Here is a 19,621-nt window from a genome sequence, read left to right on the forward strand (position 1 = left end):
CGGTAGGCCGTTCGCGCCTTTGCCGCTACCAGAAGTCCTTGTGCCCCAAAGCGACTTCCTCCTCGATCTCGGGGAAAGGGCCGCGGACCTCCATCTTCCGGCGTCCAGCAGCAAAGACCGTTTTGCAAGCCAGATCGAGCGTCAGGTTTTCGGGGTTGTCCCCGGTCAATTCGGCCAGGCGTTTCTCTGTCATGCCGTAGACGACTGCGCCGATGCCGGCCCAGTAGCAGGCACCTGCGCACATGCAACAGGGTTCCACAGATGTATAGAGCGTGCATTCGCTCAGAAACTCAGGGGAGAATTTCTGGCTGGCTTCCCGGGCCACGTTGAGCTCTGCGTGGCCGACGCCCTTGTCGCTGGAGTAGGTGTTCCCGCCTCTGAGAAGGACACTGCCATCCGGGCCGATCAGGATTGCTCCGAAGGGGTGGTTTCCTTCGGCGCGGCAGTCATGCGCGATCTTCACGGTGGTGCGCAGGTGATCGATATCATTTTGCATAATGCGTGACCTGTTTTGAAGGTTTCCCGCATAGCCTAGGCTGTCTCGACCGTGATAAAAATCAGAATGAATCGCGCATAGCGCGCGAAAAATTTGAACATTTATCTTGGGCAGGAGGGTAGGATGTCTGAGTTCTCGCGGGAGCTGCATTCCTTTGTCGAAGTGGCGCGTGAATGCTCGATCCGAAAGGCAGCAGACAAGCTGAATATTTCCTCATCTGCACTGAGCCGACAGATGCGCTTGCTGGAGGAAGACCTCGGGACAGCACTGTTTGCCCGCCACGCCAAGGGAATGCAGCTGACCGCGGACGGGCTCAAACTGCTGAGTCAGGCCGAACGCTGGCTGAACGAGAGCACCCATTTGCGCGCCAGTCTCGCGCGCAAGGACAGGGGAAATGAAAAGAAGCTCCGCATCGGCGCAGCAGAGTGTTTTGCACAGACCTTGCTGCCTGCTCTTTATGACCGGCAGACGGCCGCGGAACGCCTGGATGTCCTGCAGGTCAGGACCGGCGATACCAATACGCTGATCCATGCCTTGTCCGAAGGCGAAATCGATCTGGCCCTGGCATTCAATGCGCGGCCCAGCCAGCCTGTCCGGGTGCTGTCAGAGACTTCGTGCCGGATCGGTCTCGTCTATAGTCCAATCCATTTCACTGTCGACCAGCACGAAATATCGATTGCGGAGTGTCTGGATTGGCCCGTCAGTTTGCCCAGCGAAAACCTGTCCGTACATTCCCGGCTGCTGTCGGAAATCCACCGGCAGCGGAAACGGCCCCAGATTGTTTCATCCAGCAACTCGGTCCGCTTCACCAGCGAAATGGTTCGGAATGGGCATGCGGTGGCCTTTATGACACGTTTCGATGTCCGTCCGGAATTGCTGGCCGGCGGCATCCGGTTTGTGCCTTTGAAAGACCAGCGGATGGAGGAAAGCGTTTGCGTCTGTGTCAACGCCAACGCTGAGCTGACGACTGACCTGCAGGACCATGCAAAAACGGCTGCCGCACTGATCAACGCCATAGCGCAAATCTGAAGCACAGCTTGGCCCGAATGATCACACCTCCCCCTTTTTCCTCCGCCTAACCCTTTGTATTTGCATGGAAGCACACAGGGAAATGAGGCACAGCAAGACCGCTCAAAATCCTGCCGGGATGCCTCATTTCAGCACCCACCGCACAACTATGGGGGGGAGAACCGCGGCGCTATCGACCACACTGAGCGGGCCTGGCTTTGCTTTGTCATTGTTAGCAACCAGCAGTCGGCCGAACCAAAGCCCATAGGCGCTTTTAGCCATATCACCTTGTCTCGAAGCGTTTGCAAACCGCCAGTTGCACGAAGCAGAAAGCGGCGGTTTTCCAGAGGAACTCCGAGGGACGGCAGATGAGGAAAGTTGCGCAGCCAACCTTACTGTCTCTAAAGCCGGCTCAGGACATGATCCATCACTTCAAAAAGGTGGTCAGCATTTGCCTTGGAAAACGGCATTGGTGGGCGGATTTTGAACAAGTTTTCCTTCCGCCCTAGCAGCCCCATGACCACACCGTTTTCGCGCATCAGGTTCACCGCCCTCTTAGCCAGCTTCTTGTCTGCAGTGATCTGCTCACCTGGATGAACAATCTCTGCACCGAAGAACAAGCCTGCCCCTCTGACGTCACCAAAAAAGCCAAACTTTTCCGCCATCTTTTCCAGACGCTCTTTGGCGTAGGCCCCAACCTCCGCCGCGTTCTCAATCAGGCTTTCATTTTCAATCACATCCAGAACAGCCAAGCCGGCAGCGCAGGAGACCGGATTGCTGCCGAATGTGTTGAAATAGACGTTCTTGGTCCGGAAGGCATGCATGATGTCATGAGTGGTTACCACGCCGCCAATGGGATGGCCGTTGCCCATGGGTTTGCCCATTGTCACGATGTCCGGGGTGAATCCGGAGTACTGATGGCCCCACATCGCCGCACCGGTCCGCCCGAACCCCGGCTGGACTTCATCTGCGATGACAACACCGCCAGCCTTACGCACACGTTTGGCTACGCGATCCAGGAACCCCGGAGGCAAATCCGGGAACCCTTCATTGGCAAAAATCGGACACAACATGATTGCGGACACCCCGTGCCCCGCTTCTTCCAAGGATGAAATTGCCGCATCAAGGTGCGCCAAAACCCGGGCTGCCATATCGGTTTCATCCTTCTCACCCGGCTCAAGGTGATAACTGTCTGGCGCCGGGATGGTCCGCAGATGCGTGCTGAACCCGTCCTCGCGCGGGATCAGCGTGGCCAGTTCCATGACCGCACTGGTGTTTCCGTGATAGGTGAAGTCGGTGACGATCACCCCGTGCTTGCCGGTTATGGCCCGCGCCATGCGCAGCGCCACGTCATTGGCTTCACTGCCGGTGCAGGTCAGCAGGACCGTTGACAGGCTGCGGTGGAAAGTGGCTGTCAGGCGTTCGGCATAGTCCAGGACATTGTCATGCAGATACCGGCTGTGAGTGTTCAACAGGCCGGCCTGCCGCGAGATCGCCTCGACCACATGCGGGTGGCAGTGCCCCACATGGGGCACGTTGTTGTAGGCATCCAGATAGCGCCGGCCGTCCGCGTCGAACAGCCAGACACCTTCACCGCGCACAAAATGCACCGGATCATCGTAGAAGGTCGGATTGTTCGGCCCCAGGAGCCGTTCCCTTCTGGCCATCATCAACCGCGCCCTCGCCGACATTTTTGGCTTTTCATAAGCATTTTTCATGCAAACCCCCTCTCCAGAGAAGTCTCGGCTCTCACGAGAACACGACCTGGATATCGGTGTATTCTTCAAGGCCTTCCTTGGCGAATTCGACACCGATCCCCGAGGCTTTCACGCCGCCAAACGGGGCATTGGGCTGAATGGCGCCATGCTTGTTGATCCAGACAGACCCGCACTCCAACTGGCAGGCGACCTCCTTGGCCTTGCTGCTGTCGCGGCTCCAAACGGACCCGCCCAGGCCGTTCGGGTTGTCATTTGCCCGCTTGATGACCTCATCCACGTCGCTGTAGCGGATGATCGGCAGCACCGGACCAAACTGTTCCTCGTCAACAAGCCGAGTGCCGTTGTCCAGATCCGCAATAAGAGTCAGCGGGTAGAAATGCCCCGGCCCCTTGTGCTGTGCCTTTCCGCCCAGCAGCACTTTGCCGCCAACCTTCTTGGCATCCTCAACCAGTTCGGACACTTTGTCGTACTGCGCCTTGTTCTGAACCGGACCAATGATGCTCTCTTCGAGCATCCCGTCACCGACTTCGATGTTCCTGGCGAACTCCGCCAGTTCATTGCAGACATCCTCATAAACGCTGTCATGCACATAAAGGCGCTTCAGGGCTGCGCAGGTCTGGCCGCCATTGATGAACGCCCCCCAGAAAAGCCCCTCGGCGATCTGTTTGGGATCCACGTCCGGCAGCACGATACCAGCATCGTTACCGCCAAGCTCCAGTGTCAGGCGTTTCATGGTCTCCGCCGCGCTTCGCATGATCTTTTGGCCGGTGGCGCAGGAGCCGGTGAACACAATCTTGCGGATCTTGGGGTGCGACGACATTTCGGCGCCAAGGAAATCCTCGCCGGTGATGCAATTCACGACACCTTGCGGCAGAACTTCATTCATCAGTTCCACCAGCCGGATCGTGGCCAAGGGCGTGAAGGGCGACGGCTTGATGACAACCGTGTTGCCTGCGCGGATTGCCGGGATGATGTGCCAGATTGCAATCATGACCGGGAAGTTCCACGGGGTGATCGAACCAACAACACCCAGCGGCTTGCGGTACATCTCCACCTTGCCTTCATTGGTATCCTGCAGCACTTCGACAGGGGTATCCAGCGTGGCGGTATAGCCAGTCCAGGCCACGGCCCCGCCAACCTCCCAGCGGGACCCGAGGCCATTGAGCGGCTTACCCTGCTCGCGGGTGATCAGCTGTGCCAGTTCCTCGGCGTTTTCCTGAATTTTCTGGGCGATCTTCTCACAGGCCGCAGCGCGGTCCTTGCTCGACCTTTTGCGCCATTTCTCAAAGGCTTTTTCAGCCGCATCGACCGCTTGGTCCAGCTGCTCCTTGGTGGCGCAGGGCGCGCTTCCGACCACACCGCCGTTTGCCGGGTTGCGGACTTCGAAATGCTTGGGTGTGGGGACGGATTTCCCGCCGATGATCAGGGAGTAAGTTTTCATTATGCGCCTCCGGCATTGTCTGTTCAGGCTCATGCGGCCAGACAGGCAATGCCGGACGGGCCACGGTGTTAAGCGGTTCGGTCGGGGCTGCGCGCCAGACCGGCGGCAAGGGCTTCCAGCCCGGCGAGCAGCGATTTCTTTTTGCGCGGCGCGTCGCTCACGATCTTTGCGGCCTCACGCATGGCGCCAACCAGCAGCTCCGCAAAAACGGTGGCGTCCGCAGCACTGTCATTGTTGCGCAGCGCCTGGACATCCTCAGCGACCATGACGGTGAACTCACTCGAGGCCTGGCCCAGAACCGGTGCAAGAACCGGCCGCAGCGTTGGGCTGAGCAAACTGTAGAACCGCCCAGTTTCCGGCTGCGCACACAACTCCAAAAGGGCTGCTGCCAAGGCCAGGATGCGTTTCACTGGATCTGTTTCAGCATCGCGCGCGTTACATCCGGCATTCAGGATCTTTTTGCTCAGGTCGGCGTAAATCTCGCGGTAGATGTCGTTGAGCCCATCGGGAAAATAGACGTAAATAGTCCCTTTCGATGTGCCCGCCGTCTTCGCGATCTTGTCAACCGAACTGCCTGCGAAGCCTTCCGCCTGGAACACCTCCAGCGCCGCAGCGTGGATTTCCCTGCGTGTCCGCAGCTTGTTGCGCTCGCGCAGAGAAAGTTGTTTTTCTCCTTCGGCCATGCGTCGGGCCTCCTTCCGAATTTGTCGGATTTGAGTTTAACCGCGCGTTTCAAAAACTAACAGGCATTCAATCACTGAACACCGGGTTTGAGATCTGCCAGACGGCAGAGCCTAGCCGCTGGCAGCCCCTGACTGATCAAACTTCTGCGAGGAAGGCACCAAAGCCCGCGCCGCTGGTCCGCTTCTGGATGTTACTCCAGTTCTGCGTCATGAAACCCGCATAGTCGTAGTCGTCATTCATGTCGGCCACCGCGAGGGCTGTGGCAAACAGCGCGAACTGGCAATAATCCGATGCGATGGCAAACATCTCGACACGTGCCCGCATTCGCCTGTCGAAGGTGCCAAAGTAGCTTTCAGTGAGGCGGCTGACCTGATCGGAATCGAGATCCTCGAAAGTGGTCATGAGACCCAGATCATAGCAGCGGTCGCTGTTGCCCGAGAGGTCATAGTCGATCAGCCGGATTGTCCCGTCCGGCTGCTCCAGCAGGTTGGCACTGTACAGATCATTATGGCTGGGGACGAAATCGCGCGGCCGCAAGTCCAGCGCCTGCTCGATCCTCTGCAAAACAGGCAGGATTTCGTTGTAGTCGTCCGGCAAGGCGACATCGGCACGCTGAGCCGATGCCAGGATCACACGCGCCTCGGCAAACGGGTTGAAATCGCGGCGGAAGTTGAGGCCGCTGTCATGCAACTGACGCGCCTTTGCTGCGACGCGGGGCAGAACGTCAGGATCCTTGAGATTCACGGGCTTGCCGGGCAGAAACTCAATCATCAGGGCCAGCGGATCGTCGACAATGGCGACAACCGGCGCGCCGATGCCCGCCCGCCCGGCATCAACGGTATTCAGCATCGGCACCGCACTGGGCGGCACAATTCCAAGCGTTTCCCAGTCCCGGTTCCACAGCTTGACGACGGACTGTGCAGTCCCGTCCCCATTGTCTACCAGGAAATTCTTGTGAGCCCCGCCGCCTGAAAGCCACTTCCATGTGGCCTTGCCATCGTCCCATCCGGGAACCTGAGCCACGATGCGGGCAATGCGCTCATCGAATTCGGCGGTGTCCTGAACAACTGCTGATTCGGTCAAACTCTCTCTCCCATTTGGCTGTTTTCCGCACCTCCCCGCGCAGAAATCAGACGGCCCCAGAACCCTGCCTCAGGACTTTAGTGCGATTCCGGCGTTTTAGCCTGAATTTGCACTGTTGGACGCCGAGCCAGGCAAGAAGCGTTTACAGATTGGGAATTTTATGTCAGAAAATATCCTATTCGTCAATAATCGAACTTTTAGTTCAGTTTTTGAACGAGCCGGCTCGGCCGGGAGGCGAAACGCAAACCTCAGCGTCCTTAAGGGAGGAGACCAATGAAACTTGCGAAGATGACTGCAGTGACCGTGGCGGCAGCCATGGCGACATTCACAGCTGTGCCCGGCTGGGCGGAGTATCCGGAGAAACCCGTGCAATTCGTGGTGCCCTGGCCGCCAGGCGACATGGAAGACGTGTTGACTCGCATGATTGCCGAAGACTTCCAGGCTGAATACGGAGTGCCGGCCGCTGTGGTGAACAAACCCGGCGGCGGCGGCGGCCCGTTTCCCGGCGCGGTGGAAGTCGCCTCTGCACCGGCTGACGGATATACAATCGGCTCCTTTGTGATCGGCGTTCCGGTGGTTGGCCCTTCTCTGGGGATCCCCGAGCTGTCCCCGGACCCGTTTGACCCCCTCGGCATTTTCCTGACCTACCCGTTTGTCATCGTGACGTCGAAGGACAAGCCCTACAGCACAATGCAGGAACTGGCCGCGCATGCGCAGGACAATCCTGTCACTCTGGCCCATTTCGGCGCGCCCTTGACCCCGACCAAGGTGACCCTGTCGCTGGCGCAGGAGCTGGGGTTTGAATATGCCTCTGACGCCGCTTTTGACCTGGTCGACTGCAACACCTTCGCCTCTGGCGACGCGGATGTCGGAAACACCACGATCCAGCTGATGCTGCCCTGTCTCGACGATATTCAGGTCCTGGCAGCCATCACGCCTGAGCGCCTGCCCCACGCGCCGGATGCGCCGACCGTTGCGGAAATCGTTCCTGCACTGGACCTGACCCTGTGGAACGGCCTGTTCGTGCATAAGGACACCCCGGCGGATGTGCGCGAGAAGATCGCTTCCGTGGCAGAGAAGACCATCGCCAGCGAACGCGCCCGCAAGTTTGGCGAAGAGACCGGCGCCCAGCTCTATTGGCTGGATGCCGACGGATCGAAAGACCTGATCGGCAAGAACATCGACGCAATCGCCAAAATCAACGCAAGCCTGGGTCTCTGATCCCATAGGCGGGGCCTCTCCCAGGGCCCTGCCGCTGCAAGCAGGGAGGCAGCCATGCCGCAAGAACCGGAACATCACGATGCCATCGGCATTATCGAACCGCCGCATGTGCGTGCTGAACTGGCCTTCTCGGCGGCCGCCTTCCTGTTTGCAGTTTTTCTTTGGTTCAACACCGGCGCTGAACTGAAAACGGTAAAGGGTGCAAGCGCGCTCAACCAGCCCGGCTTCTGGTCGCTTCTGTCGATTTACGGAATGCTGGGGTTTGGCGTGATGAACCTGGGCATCTGCATCCGGCGCAACCTGTCCACACGCCAGGGAGCGCCAATGGGGCCGGAACTGTTGTTTTGGCTGCGCTCGGCGGAGTTTACCGGCTGGTTTCTAGCCTATGTGCTGATCGTGCCCTGCCTTGGCTACCTGCCGTCCACCTTGCTGTTCAGCACTGCGCTCACCCTTCGGCTTGGCTACCGCAGCGCCAGGTTCCTATGGGTGTCCGTGGGCCTGTCAATGGCTGTGGTGCTGTTCTTCCGCAGCTTTCTGCAGGTGAAGATCCCTGCCGGCGCCGCCTATGAGCTGCTGCCCGCCGGTCTCCGCAACCTGTTCCTGATCTATCTGTAAGAGGCTGTCATGGATCTGCTTTTCTCCGCGCTCGAGATGCTGGCCCGCTGGGACATCCTGATTGCCCTGGTTGCCGGATCACTGGGCGGCATCATTATTGGCGCCATCCCCGGCGTGGGACCGGCGGTTGCCATCGCCATCCTGCTTCCCGCGACCTACGCCATGGAGCCGCTTACCGGCCTGACCCTGCTTTTGGGCATCTACGGCTCCTCGATGTTCGGCGGCGCGCTGCCTGCGATTCTGCTGAACACCCCCGGCACCGCGGTCAACGCCCTGACAACCTATGATGGCTACCCGATGACCCGACGGGGTGAGGCCACCCGTGCCATTTCGCTTGCCTATGGCGCGTCCTTCTGCGGCGGGGTCATTTCGGTGCTGGCCCTGATTGCCCTGTCGCCGCTCCTGGCCAGTATCGCTCCGAACTTCGGCGCCAAGGAGATCTTTCTTGCCGCCCTCCTGGGCATGGTTCTGGTCGTCATTGTCCACCGCGGCCAGAACATGGCCGCCGGGGCGCTGTTGTGCTTTGGCATCTTCATTAACACCATCGGTCTGGAACCGATCCGCTATTCGAAACGCTTCACCTTCGATCAGACCTGGCTGGCCTCAGGCATAGACGTCATCGTCGTGGTGCTGGGGCTTTTCGCCCTTAGCCAGGCCTTTGTCCTGCTGCTTGGCAAGGATCAGGATGCGGCAGAGCCGAAAATCGGCCGCGGAGTGTTTCAGCACCTGTTCGAAGTGCTGCGGTTTCCCAAGACCGTGCTGTCCTCCTCCGGCTTTGGGGTGATTTTCGGCATCATTCCCGGTGTTGGAGAGTTCCTGGCCCAGTTCTTCTCGTACTCTCTGGCGCAGAAAACCTCGAAGACGCCTGAAGAATTCGGCAATGGCTCTCCCGAAGGGATCATTGCCTCGGAAGCCGCGAACAATGCGGTGCCCGCCGCCGCAATGATCCCGCTGCTGGCCCTCGGCATCCCGGGCGAAGCCCTGACCGCGATGATGCTGACCGTGTTCTACGTCCACAACGTGATCCCTGGCCCAGGCCTGTTCGAGCAGCGGCCGGAGTTCATTCTCGGCCTCTACCTGTGCCTGCTGGCGCTGAACGTGCTGGCGCTGGTTTTCCTGATTCTGTTCTCGCGCCAGCTGACCCGGGTCATCATCATTCCCAACCGATACCTCGGCATGATCATCCTCACGCTTTCTTTCGTCGGCGTCTACGCGCTGCGAAACTCGGTGACGGACTGCGCCATCGCTGCCGGTTTTGGTGTGCTGGGCATGGTGCTGAAACGGCTGAACCTGCCGATCGTGCCGATCATCCTCGGCATGGTTCTGGGCGGCATAATGGAAGTGAAGCTGCGCATCGCACTCGCCAATGTGCAAACGCCGCTGGACATGATCAATCGCCCCATCGCCGCCACCATTTTCGGCCTGATCGTTCTGGCGGTCACCCTGCATCTGATTTCGGTCTTCCGGCTCCGCAAGGCGCTGTCAAACCCCGTCTAACCCCTTCAATCCCGGCGCGCGTCCCCTCCGCATGCCGCCGGCCAACCACCTGCAAAGGAATGAACAATGGCAAATCAAGTCCCGGACCGTGCTCAAGTCGTCATCATCGGCGGCGGCGTGCATGGCTGTTCTGTCGCTTATCACCTGGCCAAACAGGGCTGGACCGATGTGGTGCTGCTGGAACGCAAGCAGCTCACCTGCGGCACCACCTGGCACGCCGCCGGACTGGTCGGGCGGCTGCGCGGCGACACGCTGTCGACCGAGTTCGCCTCCTACGGCACCGAAATCATCGAGGAACTTGAAGCCGAGACCGGCCAGACCACCGGCTTCCGCCAAACGGGTTCCGTCACGGTGGCCCGCTTCCCCGACCGGATGCGCCAGCTGCGCCGCCAGATCGATTTTGCGCGGCTGTTCGATATCGAAGCCCGTGAAATCGGTCACGACGAGATCAAGGAACGTTATCCGCTGGTCAATCTGGACGGCGTCGCAGGCGGCGTCTGGATCCCCAGCAACGGCTCCATCAACCCAGTGGACCTGACCACAGCCTTGATCAAGGGCGCCCGCGGACGCGGCGTCCAGGTGTTCGAAGACACCAAGGTCGAGGAGGTCGTGGTGGAGAACGGCCGTGTGACAGGGGTCCGCACCGACAAGGGCCACATTCAGGCCGACGTCGTGGTGAACACCGCCGGCATGTGGGCGCGCGAACTGGGCCGTCAGAACGGGGTCGAAATCCCGCTGCACGCTTGCGCGCATTACTACCTGGTTACCGAAGCGATCCCGGACCTGCCCAAGGACCTGCCGGTGCTGCGGTCCTATGACGATGCCACCTATTTCAAGGAAGACGCGGGCAAGCTCCTGGTCGGCTTTGGCCACCGCATCGTGGTTCCCTACGGCGAAGACGGCATCCCCGAGGACTTCAGTTTCGACTCGCTGCCTTTTGTCGAAGAACACGTCATGGACGTGATGGAAGAGGCGCTGGAACGGGTTCCGGTGCTGCAGGAAACCGGCATCCGGACCTTTTTCAACGGCCCTGAAAGCTTCACCCACGACGGCCGCGCCACCATCGGCGAAGCGCCGGACATCAAGGGGTACTTCATCCTCGCTGGCGTTAACTCCACCGGCATCCAATGCGGTGCAGGCGCAGGCCGCGCTCTGGCGGAATGGATCGTCAACGGCAAGCCGATGCGCGATCTCAGCGGTGTCGACCCGGCCCGCCTGGAGAGCTTCCAGGCAGGCGATGCCTATCTGCAGCAACGCGCGCCTGAAACGCTCGCCCTGTCCTATGCCCTGCACTATCCGCATCACCAGCGGCACACCGCGCGCGGCATTCGCAAGACGCCGTTCCATCACCTGCTCAAGGACCGCGGCGCCTATTTCGGTGAATCCATGGGCTGGGAGCGCCCGGCCTGGTACGCACCTGCCGGGGCCGAGGCGAAGGCCGAATACTCCTTTGGCCGTGCCAACTGGTTCGAATACGCCCAGACCGAACAGCAGGCGGCGCGTGAGGCCGTGGCCATCATCGACTACTCCCCGATGGGAAAGACCGAAGTCGAAGGTAAAGACGCCGAAAGCTTCTTGCAGCGCATGTGTACCAACAACATGGCAATTGCCCCAGGACGCCTAGCCTACACCTTGATGCTGAACGAAGACGGAGGAATCGAGACCGACATGACGGTCGCCCGCCATGCCGAAGACCGCTTCATCGTCACCAGCTCAACCGGACGCCGCCGCCGCGACCTGAACCGGCTACGCGATCATGTCAATCCCGGCGAGGACGTGCGTATCCGCGACGTGACTACCGCCTATGCCGCCTTGTCGGTGATGGGGCCGAAAAGCCGCGCACTGCTGTCTTCGCTGACAGATGCCGATCTGTCGAATGAGGCCTTCCCCTTCAACTCCGGCAAGACCATCCGCATTGGTTATGCAGAGGTTTGGGTCCAGCGCCTTTCCTACAGCGGCGAGCTTGGCTTCGAACTCTACATGACGCCGGATCTGGCCGAGCACGTGTTCGATACCATCATGGCGAAGCAGGACGAATACGGCATCCGCCTGCTGGGCACGGATGCGCTCAACGCCCTGCGTATCGACAAGGGATACCTGCATTGGGGCACTGACATGGCCTATATGGAAGCCCCGCATCAGCTGGGTGTCGAATTCCTGTGCAAAACCAAAAAGGACATCCCGTTCATCGGGCGCGATGCCTACTTGGACCGCAAGGAAAAGGCACAGGGACCCTTCCTGTGCGCGATCAAACTGAACAATGCCGAACCGCTCTTATTCGGGCGCGAGCCTGTTCTTCGCAATGGCGAGGTGCTCGGCTCCATCAACAGTGCGGCCTACAGCTACATTCAAGGCACCGCCACCGGCCTGTGCCTTCTTGACCTGCCGGAAGGCGCGTCAGGTAAGGCTGACCTTGAAGACGGCCACTATCAGGTTCTGATCGAAGGCGAGGCCGTGGATGCCACTGTGCGCTTGCGCGGATTCTACGACCCCCAAAGCAAGAAGCTTCTGTCGTAGTAAGAGCGCATGCGCCGGTTTTTGTCCCCCCTTGGCCGGCGCATGCCACCCACCTTGTTCAAAACAAGAATTCTGCCATGATCCCTGAACACCCAGTTTCTGCAGATGCAACAACCTTGGCTCTGCTTCTGGTTCCTGGGTTCGACCTGTTATCCCTCGGTGCAGTGACCGAACCGCTTAGAGAAGCCAACCTTCTGGCTGGAAACGAGCTGTACCGTTGGACACTGCACAGCCCGGACGGAAAGCCAGTCACAGACACAAACAGGGCAGCACTCGGCGTGGCATCCGGGTTTGATGATTTTCGCAGTGCAGACATCATGCTGGTGTTCGGCCCTGCTGCGGACCACCCGGTTTCCAAACAGCTGGGAGGCGATCTGCGCGCCGCTTGGCGGCGCGGCGCACGTATTGGCGCGGTTGGCACCGCGGTGCAGCTTCTTGCCAATGCCGGTATTCTCGCAGAGAGGGAGTTCACCCTGCACTGGCAATCCCGCGCGTCATTCTTGGAAAGCCATTGGCATCTCTGCCCTTCCGATCACAGGTTCTGCATCGACCAGCGGATTTTAACATGCGGCGGCGGCATCTCGGCGAGCGACCTGATCCTGCAAGTGATTGAACGCGATCATGGGTTCAATTTTGCCCAGGAGATTGCCGACCTTTGCCTGCACAACGGCCCGCGCAACAGCGGCGTAGCGCAGAAGATGCCTCTGAACCAGCGGTTTGCAACCCGGAACAAAACGCTACTTTCGGTTCTCAACGACATACGCGCCAACCTCAGCAGCGACATTTCCATCGAAACCCTGTGCCTGCGCCACAGCATTTCAAGACGCCAGCTTGAGAGGCTCTTCTCCAGTGAACTCGGGATGACGCCTGCCCGGTTCGTTAAGGATGCCCGCCTCTGCCGTGGCCGACTTCTGCTGATGCAAACCGACTTGACCGTAGGCGAGGTCGCAGCCTGTGTCGGATTTTATTCGGCTTCCAACTTCCGCAATTCCTTCCGGCAAAAATACGGAATTTCTCCATACCAATTTGCACAGCGAGTCGAAAACGATCCCGCCGACTGACCATTCATGCCTTAGCGTTTGCTCGCGCTGGCTCCGGTTTGCGGATCAAACGAGTCTCAAGCAGCTGTCCTTCGCGCTGCAAGATCGGGTGAGCCACTGTAACGATCCACGAATGGAACTCCTTAAAGGAATAAGCGGTCTCCAAATGAAGGTCGCTTGTGCGAAAGCTGTTTAGCTCCCCCTCTGCCAATCTCTTGAGATGCTTTTTGCGGCTGTTCCTTTCTATGCGGGCTATTTCGGCCTTCTCTTCAAGCAGAAGGCGCGCCCCCTCCAAGTCAGATCCAATAAGAACATTAGTAGCTTTGTCTAAGTTAGACATTGCTTTTGCATGAAGCGTAAGCAGCTCGGAAAAACCAGCCGGACTGAACTCCAAGCTGCTGCGGTGTTTTTCCTGTGTCAAAGGAACCAGCCGTTTAACCACGATATCCCCCGCGGCCTCCAGTGCGATTGCGTAGTCTACCAGAGCTCGCAATTCCGCGCGAAGTTCCCGACCAATCACAGTTTGATCAATCTCGGCGGAATAGTTGCGCACCTCATTCAAGGCAGAATTAAGCGCGTCCTCGCACCCCCGCTGCCGTTCCAGCGTGTCTTCATCAGCCCGCCTGTACAAATCCATAACCGGGGCAGTCATCTCCTCCACCAACCCTGCCATGCGCAATACTTCCCTCCTCAGCCCGGCCAATGCTAGCGAAGGGCTGGCCAAGTCTGCGCGGTTTAAAACCGACCGGTAGCGCGATGAAAGTTCCTCACCCCGCACTTCGTTTTTGGGAAAGATGGCCGCAACTGGTGCTTCCAGTTGAACAGCAAAAGGCACAGTCAATAGCAGTGCTGCATTGAAGGCGATGTGAACAGTAATCAGGGTTTGGGCCGGATCTCCACTCGCCAGGAACACATCAGCACCAGCACTGCTGTTTAAAAGAGAAACAGCCAAGATAGCGCCGCTTCCGCGCAGCAGCATGTTTGCCACTGGCACGCGCCGCGCTACTGGCTCCATACCGCGTGACAACCAGACAGGTATCAAAGCAGAGCCCGCATTGGCGCCTAGCACTAGGGAAAGGCCAGTCGCTAGCGAGATTGCGCCGATATCGACGACCGCAACGATCATGAGGATGGCGGCCACAGATGAGTGCATGACAAATGCCAAAATCACCCCAACTAGGAATGCCGTCACAAAGTCTTGTGCCAGGTATCCTGCGACAGCTGGCAGAAACGCACTTTCGCGGAACGGTTCCATTGTTTGCCGGAGGTAACTCAGCGAGACCAGAATGAAGGCAATACCGAGTAGAATCCGGCCGGCTTGTTTCAAACTGCGCTGGTCGGTCTTTAGGAACAGGAAACCACCCGTGGTGAGAAGCACAGGTATGAGCCAGTCCAACCGAAGCGACAAGACCTGGATCAGCATGGCTGAGCCCAGATCTCCACCCAGGACAATTGCAATGCCAGGCACAAAGGAAAGTGCCCCAGCCCCTGAGAAGCCCGCTACCAGGAGGGTAACTGCGGCCGAGCTTTGCAGGACGCAGGCCAGCAATATCCCAAGCGGTGCCAGCATCAGCGGATTTCGCGGCGCAGTCAGCAATCTCTGGAATGCCGAACCAAAGGCCCGTTCAATGCCGGTTCGTACCATACGGACTGCGAACAAAAGCATCATGACCGACCCGGCCAATTGAAAGATAAAACTCAGGATCTGCACAGAGTAACCTTTCCCTGAATTTTTAACGATGGCGAGCATAGACAGTTTGGCCCGTCGCCGGTGGTGAAACTCAGCGCGTCCGCCAGGCTTGCGACCGCTTCAGGACAACGCGGGACACCCAAAGATGGAACAGCCGCGCCGCCAGGTTGGTGTAGAAAATCATCATGCCCATGGCAGCTGCTGGGGCGATATCGCCCGCATCATCCATGTTCAGGATCGCGATCGAAGCAAGGGGCGTATTGTGTGAATACAGGAACACCACCACCGACACCGTGGTCATCGCATTGACGAACAGGTAGATACCGATTTCCAGCAAGGCCGGCGCGCACATCGGCACCGTCACCGTCGAAAACAGCCGGAACACCGGTTGCTTCAGTGACGCGGCCACCGGTTCAAACTCTGCATCAACCTGTTTCAGGGCCGTGGCCGATGTCAGGTAGGCAACCGTGAAAAAGTGAGTCACCGTACTGACCACAAGAATGGCCATGGTTCCATACAGCCAGTTGAAAGGGTTGGCAGCATCGTTGAAGAAGAAGATGTAGGCCAGTCCCAGCACCATGCCTGGAATTGCCATCGGCAGCATAGCGATCCCCTGCAGCAGCCCCCGCCCCGCCGAAAAAGCATTGCCCTTCTCCACGAAGTAGGCGGCCAGGAACACCACGGCGGTTCCGAAGACGGCCGACAGAAGCGCTAGCTTGATCGAGTTGAAATAGGACGCCCAGCCGCCGTCCAACAGGTCGAAGCGGTAGTTGCTCAGGCTGAGGCTCAGGTCATAGGGGTAGAATTTGACCAGCGCCGCGTACTGGCAGACGCCGATGATCCCCAGCAGAAAGACGCACATGGCTGCACAGAAGGCAAAGCACAGCTTGTCCGTCAGAGGCCGCGGTGCGGGCTCATATGGCACGGAGCGCGCAGACAGCAAAGACTGCTGTTTGCCCTGCACCAGCCGGTCCACGGCAAACGCCATAAGCGCCGGGATGATCAGCAGGAAGGATACAACCGCACCCATCTCAAAGTTCTGCTGCCCGATCACCTGCTGATAGATGTCGACTGCCAGCATGGAGTACTGCCCGCCGATCACCTTGGGCAGGCCGAAGTCTGTCATCACCAGGCTGAAAACCACAAAGCTTGCGGAAATCAGGCCGAACCGCGCGCCGGGAAGCGTCACCGTCATGAAGGTCTTGAACGGACTCGTGCGCAGCGAGGCGGCGGCCTCATACAGCCGTGCGTCCGACAGGGTCAGCGCCGTTGCGATAATGATGAACGCATGGGGAAAGGAAAAGAAGATCGACCCCAGCAAGATCCCGATGGGTCCGTAGATGGTTTCCCCCATCAGCATCCATTTCAGCATGCCCTGGTTGCCGAACAGATAGACCAGCGCAATACCGGGCAGCAGCGACGGCACCAGGATCGGCGCCATGGCTGCCAGGCGGAACACCCCCTTGAGCGCCATGCAGGAGCGGTTCAGCGCATAGGCAAAAGCAAAAGCCAGCGAAACCGTAACCGCGGTACTGATTGCCGAGATCAGCAAGGAGTTGCGGATGGACTTGAACAGAACCGGTGTCGAGAAATAAGTCGCGAAGTTGCCGAGCCCGTAACTACGCGACGGTTTCAGCAGTACCTGCCGGAACTCGTTAGAGCTCATTTCAACCCAATTCGGTCCGGAATGGAGCTGGGCGCCCTTCAAGAAAGCCGCATCTTCAGACGCGGTCCGGATCCGGTAGCGCTCCGGGCTGCGGAAGCTGAACTCAGGAAAAAACGCCGTGGCCGAAATGCTGCTGGTCGACTTTGCTGTCAGCTTTTCCTGCGGAAGCGTCTCATTTGCGGCATTCAAGACTGCAGCCGTAAGGACCGTATCATCAAATGTGCCGGCTTCATCGCTGACCTGGAATTCGTACTGCTCCAGCTGGAATGCATAGGTCGAGAACGCCTTTGCCAGCATGGCCCCCATCGGGAAGACCAAAGCGACCAGCAAATACATGAAAATGACAATGATGCCGCCGCGTATGACCAGGTCGTCGCGGGACATCCTGGCCTTCACGCCGGTTTTGGGCAGCGGGTGTGCAGCATCCGTCATTGTGCCGCCTCCTGCAGCGGCTCAAACGCCATCAGGCGATCAACCGGCAGCTCAACCGTCAGGTTTGCCCCCTGGGTCAGCCCCAGCCGGCGCACCGCATTGATTGAGAAATCCGCATAAAAATGCGCGCCTCCAAAGGCCGCACTGTCAAGGGCGCAGCGCCAGAAGGAGCCGAGAAATTCCATCTCCCGGATCATCACCTCAATCCGGCTGGCGCCTTGCGACGGTGCCGCGCCGGCTTCAACCGGCACAACATCCTCCGGCCGGATAACTGCCACCAGATCCTTGCCTGCGGCATGGCCGTGATTGCGGCAGCGGAACGCCGAAATGCCGTTCGATACTGAATCAGGACCCGCAGACGCGACGGGCAGCTGGTTGGTATCCCCCACAAAATCGGCCACAAACAGGCTTTCCGGTTCCCGGTAGACTTCGGTTGGAGTCCCGATCTGCTCGATCACACCGTGGTTCATCACCACGATCCGGTCCGCCATCGACAGGGCTTCCTCCTGGTCGTGCGTCACCAGAATTGTCGTGACACCGGTGTCCCGCTGCAGTTCCTTGATCTCGTGGCGCAGGTGGGTCCGCACCTTGGCATCCAGGGCCGACAGCGGCTCATCCAGCAGCAGCAGGCCCGGTGAAACCGCCATGGCCCGGGCCAGGGCCACGCGCTGCTGCTGCCCGCCCGACAGCTGCGACGGATATTTATTACCCTGGTCAGGCAGGCCGACTAGCTCCAGCAATTCGTTAACACGGGCCTGAATCTCGGACTTTCCAAGCCCCCGGTTTTCAAGCCCGAACCCGATGTTTCGGGAGATGGTGAGATTGGGGAACAGCGCGTAAGACTGGAACACGATCCCGTAGTCACGGGACGAGGCCGGCAGGCTGGTGATATCGTCCCCGCCCTGCCGGATCTGCCCGGAACTGGGTAGGTCGAGCCCGGCAATCGCACGCAGCAATGTGGTCTTGCCGCATCCCGACGGGCCAAGAAAACAGACGAGTTCGGATTCCAGAATGGTCAGCGACACGCCCTTCAGAGCGCAGAAACTGCCATAAAATTTTTCGAGATCGGAGATCTCAACATATGGATTTGCCATGGGATTTCTCCGCTGCCGGACGACCGGGCTGGTTCATTGCGCGATCATTTGCCGCCGCACTTTTGGTGAAGAAAGAAAAACCCCGGGCCAGGGAGCAGCAGCCCGGGGTGAATGCCGCCCCTCAGTTCTGAGGATCGGACTTATGGCCGAAACGGCTTTGCCAATCGCTCAGAATGGTGTCGCGGTTCTTGGCAATGTTCGCAAAGTCGCTGGGGATCATCGCGTCCACGACATTGGACGGGTAATGCTCGTTCGGATTGGACACGCCAGGTTTGGCAACGACGGCATATACTTTTGCATAAACCTCATTGGCGTCCTCTGTCGCCGTCCAGTCCATCAGCGCCTGGGCGGCCTCCAGCTTCGGCGTTCCCGCGACGATGGCGGTTGCCTCCATATCCCAGCCAACACCTTCCGTCGGGATAATGATGTCGATCGGGGCGCCGCTGCCCTTCAGCTTGGTTGCCGCCAGCGCATAGGAGATGCCGATCAGGTTTTCACCCGATGCGGCCAGCTTGCAGGGCTTCGACCCCGAGTGCGTGTAGCGCGCGATGTTCTCATGCAATCCGGCCATGTAGCCCCAGCCGTCCTCGCTCCCTTTCAGCGACAGCCAGCTGGTGACGTTCAGCAGCCCCGCACCCGAAGAGTTGGGGTTCGGCATCACAATATGGCCTGCATATTCTGGTTTCAGCAGGTCATCCCAAGATTGCGGCGCTGCGATGCCCAGTTTCTCGCCTTCGACGGTGTTGAAGCAGATCGCGGAAAACAGTGCATTCATGCCAACCCAGCTAGGGGCATCACCATTGTCCACGAACTGGGCATTCAGCGTATCGGCACCTGCGGGGCTGTAGGGCTCCAGCATGCCTTCCAGCTTCAGGGCCATCACTGAGTTGACAGACAGCCCCAGCACCGCATCTGCCTGCGGGTTGTTTTTCTCGGCCAGCAGCTTCGCTGTGATGATCCCAGTGGAATCCCTGACCCAGTTGATCTTGATGTCCGGGTTAGTTTCATTGAAGGACGCAGCATAGCGGTCCAGATCATCTGCGTTCAGAGCAGTATAAACCGTCAGTTCAGTCTCGGCCGACGCGGTTGCTGCGGCACATGCCAGAGCAACTGCCTGAACCAGGGTATAAAATTTCGACACCATAATCTCCTCCCTATGGGTCTGAGGGTGCGACCGAGCCATCCAAAAGCTGTTTGACCAGACTTTCGAACTGTAAAAACAGAAATTTCTGTCGCGCCTCCCTCCTCCGGTTGATGTTGCGACTAGCAACCTCCATGCGGCAGCTTTGACATTCCGTCAAAATCTGAACGCTTAGTTCGATTTATGATCATCGCGTCATAGAGTCAATTAAAACTTCACTATGACAACACTCCAAACGGCAAGCAGCCGAGGCCGGTACCCTGCGGCTGCATCCGAGC

General features: G+C 59.0%; 15 protein-coding genes. 6 read left to right on the forward strand and 9 right to left on the reverse strand.

Annotation, left to right across the window (positions count from 1 at the left end):
• Positions 1-25 precede the first annotated feature (25 nt).
• A complete protein-coding gene (locus tag RA25_RS18515) occupies positions 26-496 on the reverse strand; it encodes a nucleoside deaminase (protein ID WP_019297977.1) in 471 nt (156 codons plus the stop codon).
• A gap of 123 nt (positions 497-619) precedes the next feature.
• Here RA25_RS18515 and RA25_RS18520 point away from each other — a divergent pair, with 123 nt between their 5' ends.
• Positions 620-1,525: a LysR family transcriptional regulator gene (locus RA25_RS18520; protein WP_039174365.1), complete on the forward strand. Its 906-nt coding sequence runs from the start codon at positions 620-622 to the stop codon at positions 1,523-1,525.
• Positions 1,526-1,905: 380 nt separating this feature from the next.
• Here the strand turns inward: RA25_RS18520 and RA25_RS18525 are convergent, their stop codons facing one another.
• The 4 genes from RA25_RS18525 to RA25_RS18540 form a co-directional block, all read right to left on the reverse strand.
• A complete protein-coding gene (locus RA25_RS18525; RefSeq protein ID WP_342586138.1) occupies positions 1,906-3,291 on the reverse strand; it encodes an aspartate aminotransferase family protein in 1,386 nt (461 codons plus the stop codon).
• A complete protein-coding gene (locus tag RA25_RS18530; RefSeq protein ID WP_019297974.1) occupies positions 3,254-4,663 on the reverse strand; it encodes an aldehyde dehydrogenase family protein in 1,410 nt (469 codons plus the stop codon). Before RA25_RS18530 ends, RA25_RS18525 begins: the two co-directional genes overlap by 38 nt.
• Positions 4,664-4,731: 68 nt before the next feature.
• Entirely contained in the window at positions 4,732-5,346 is a 615-nt protein-coding gene (locus RA25_RS18535; RefSeq protein WP_039174367.1) for a TetR/AcrR family transcriptional regulator, read from the reverse strand.
• Between the two features lie 136 nt (positions 5,347-5,482).
• Positions 5,483-6,430 (reverse strand): phosphotransferase, encoded by a 948-nt coding sequence (locus tag RA25_RS18540; RefSeq protein WP_019297972.1) that lies wholly within the window; start codon positions 6,428-6,430, stop codon positions 5,483-5,485.
• A 273-nt stretch (positions 6,431-6,703) separates the two neighbouring features.
• Here RA25_RS18540 and RA25_RS18545 point away from each other — a divergent pair, with 273 nt between their 5' ends.
• From RA25_RS18545 to RA25_RS18565, 5 genes are all read left to right on the forward strand, one after another.
• The gene (locus RA25_RS18545; RefSeq protein WP_039174369.1) at positions 6,704-7,651 is read left to right on the forward strand and encodes a tripartite tricarboxylate transporter substrate binding protein; all 948 of its coding nucleotides are present in this window, start codon (positions 6,704-6,706) and stop codon (positions 7,649-7,651) included.
• 54 nt (positions 7,652-7,705) lie between these two features.
• Positions 7,706-8,266 (forward strand): tripartite tricarboxylate transporter TctB family protein, encoded by a 561-nt coding sequence (locus tag RA25_RS18550; RefSeq protein ID WP_052254294.1) that lies wholly within the window; start codon positions 7,706-7,708, stop codon positions 8,264-8,266.
• 9 nt (positions 8,267-8,275) lie between these two features.
• Complete coding sequence (locus tag RA25_RS18555; protein WP_039152165.1) at positions 8,276-9,763, forward strand: tripartite tricarboxylate transporter permease; 1,488 nt, start codon at positions 8,276-8,278, stop codon at positions 9,761-9,763.
• 66 nt (positions 9,764-9,829) lie between these two features.
• A complete protein-coding gene (locus RA25_RS18560; protein WP_039174370.1) occupies positions 9,830-12,280 on the forward strand; it encodes a GcvT family protein in 2,451 nt (816 codons plus the stop codon).
• A 77-nt stretch (positions 12,281-12,357) separates the two neighbouring features.
• Positions 12,358-13,341 carry a GlxA family transcriptional regulator gene (locus RA25_RS18565; protein WP_082023103.1) on the forward strand — a complete coding sequence of 328 codons (984 nt, stop codon included), beginning with the start codon at positions 12,358-12,360 and terminating at the stop codon, positions 13,339-13,341.
• Positions 13,342-13,345: 4 nt separating this feature from the next.
• On the opposite strand, the gene RA25_RS18570 is transcribed toward RA25_RS18565, so the two are convergent.
• The 4 genes from RA25_RS18570 to RA25_RS18585 all read right to left on the reverse strand — a co-directional run bounded on the left by RA25_RS18570 (position 13,346) and on the right by RA25_RS18585 (position 19,346).
• Positions 13,346-15,070 (reverse strand): Na/Pi cotransporter family protein, encoded by a 1,725-nt coding sequence (locus RA25_RS18570; protein ID WP_082023104.1) that lies wholly within the window; start codon positions 15,068-15,070, stop codon positions 13,346-13,348.
• Between the two features lie 31 nt (positions 15,071-15,101).
• Positions 15,102-17,108: a putative 2-aminoethylphosphonate ABC transporter permease subunit gene (locus RA25_RS18575; protein ID WP_019297965.1), complete on the reverse strand. Its 2,007-nt coding sequence runs from the start codon at positions 17,106-17,108 to the stop codon at positions 15,102-15,104.
• Entirely contained in the window at positions 17,105-18,202 is a 1,098-nt protein-coding gene (locus tag RA25_RS18580) for a putative 2-aminoethylphosphonate ABC transporter ATP-binding protein (protein ID WP_039174372.1), read from the reverse strand. The genes RA25_RS18575 and RA25_RS18580 overlap by 4 nt, the downstream gene beginning before the upstream one ends.
• A 121-nt stretch (positions 18,203-18,323) precedes the next feature.
• Entirely contained in the window at positions 18,324-19,346 is a 1,023-nt protein-coding gene (locus tag RA25_RS18585; protein ID WP_039174374.1) for a putative 2-aminoethylphosphonate ABC transporter substrate-binding protein, read from the reverse strand.
• Positions 19,347-19,621: the final 275 nt, after the last annotated feature.

The sequence above is a fragment of the Leisingera sp. ANG-S5 genome, from assembly GCF_000813925.1.
Taxonomy (GTDB): Bacteria; Pseudomonadota; Alphaproteobacteria; order Rhodobacterales; family Rhodobacteraceae; genus Leisingera.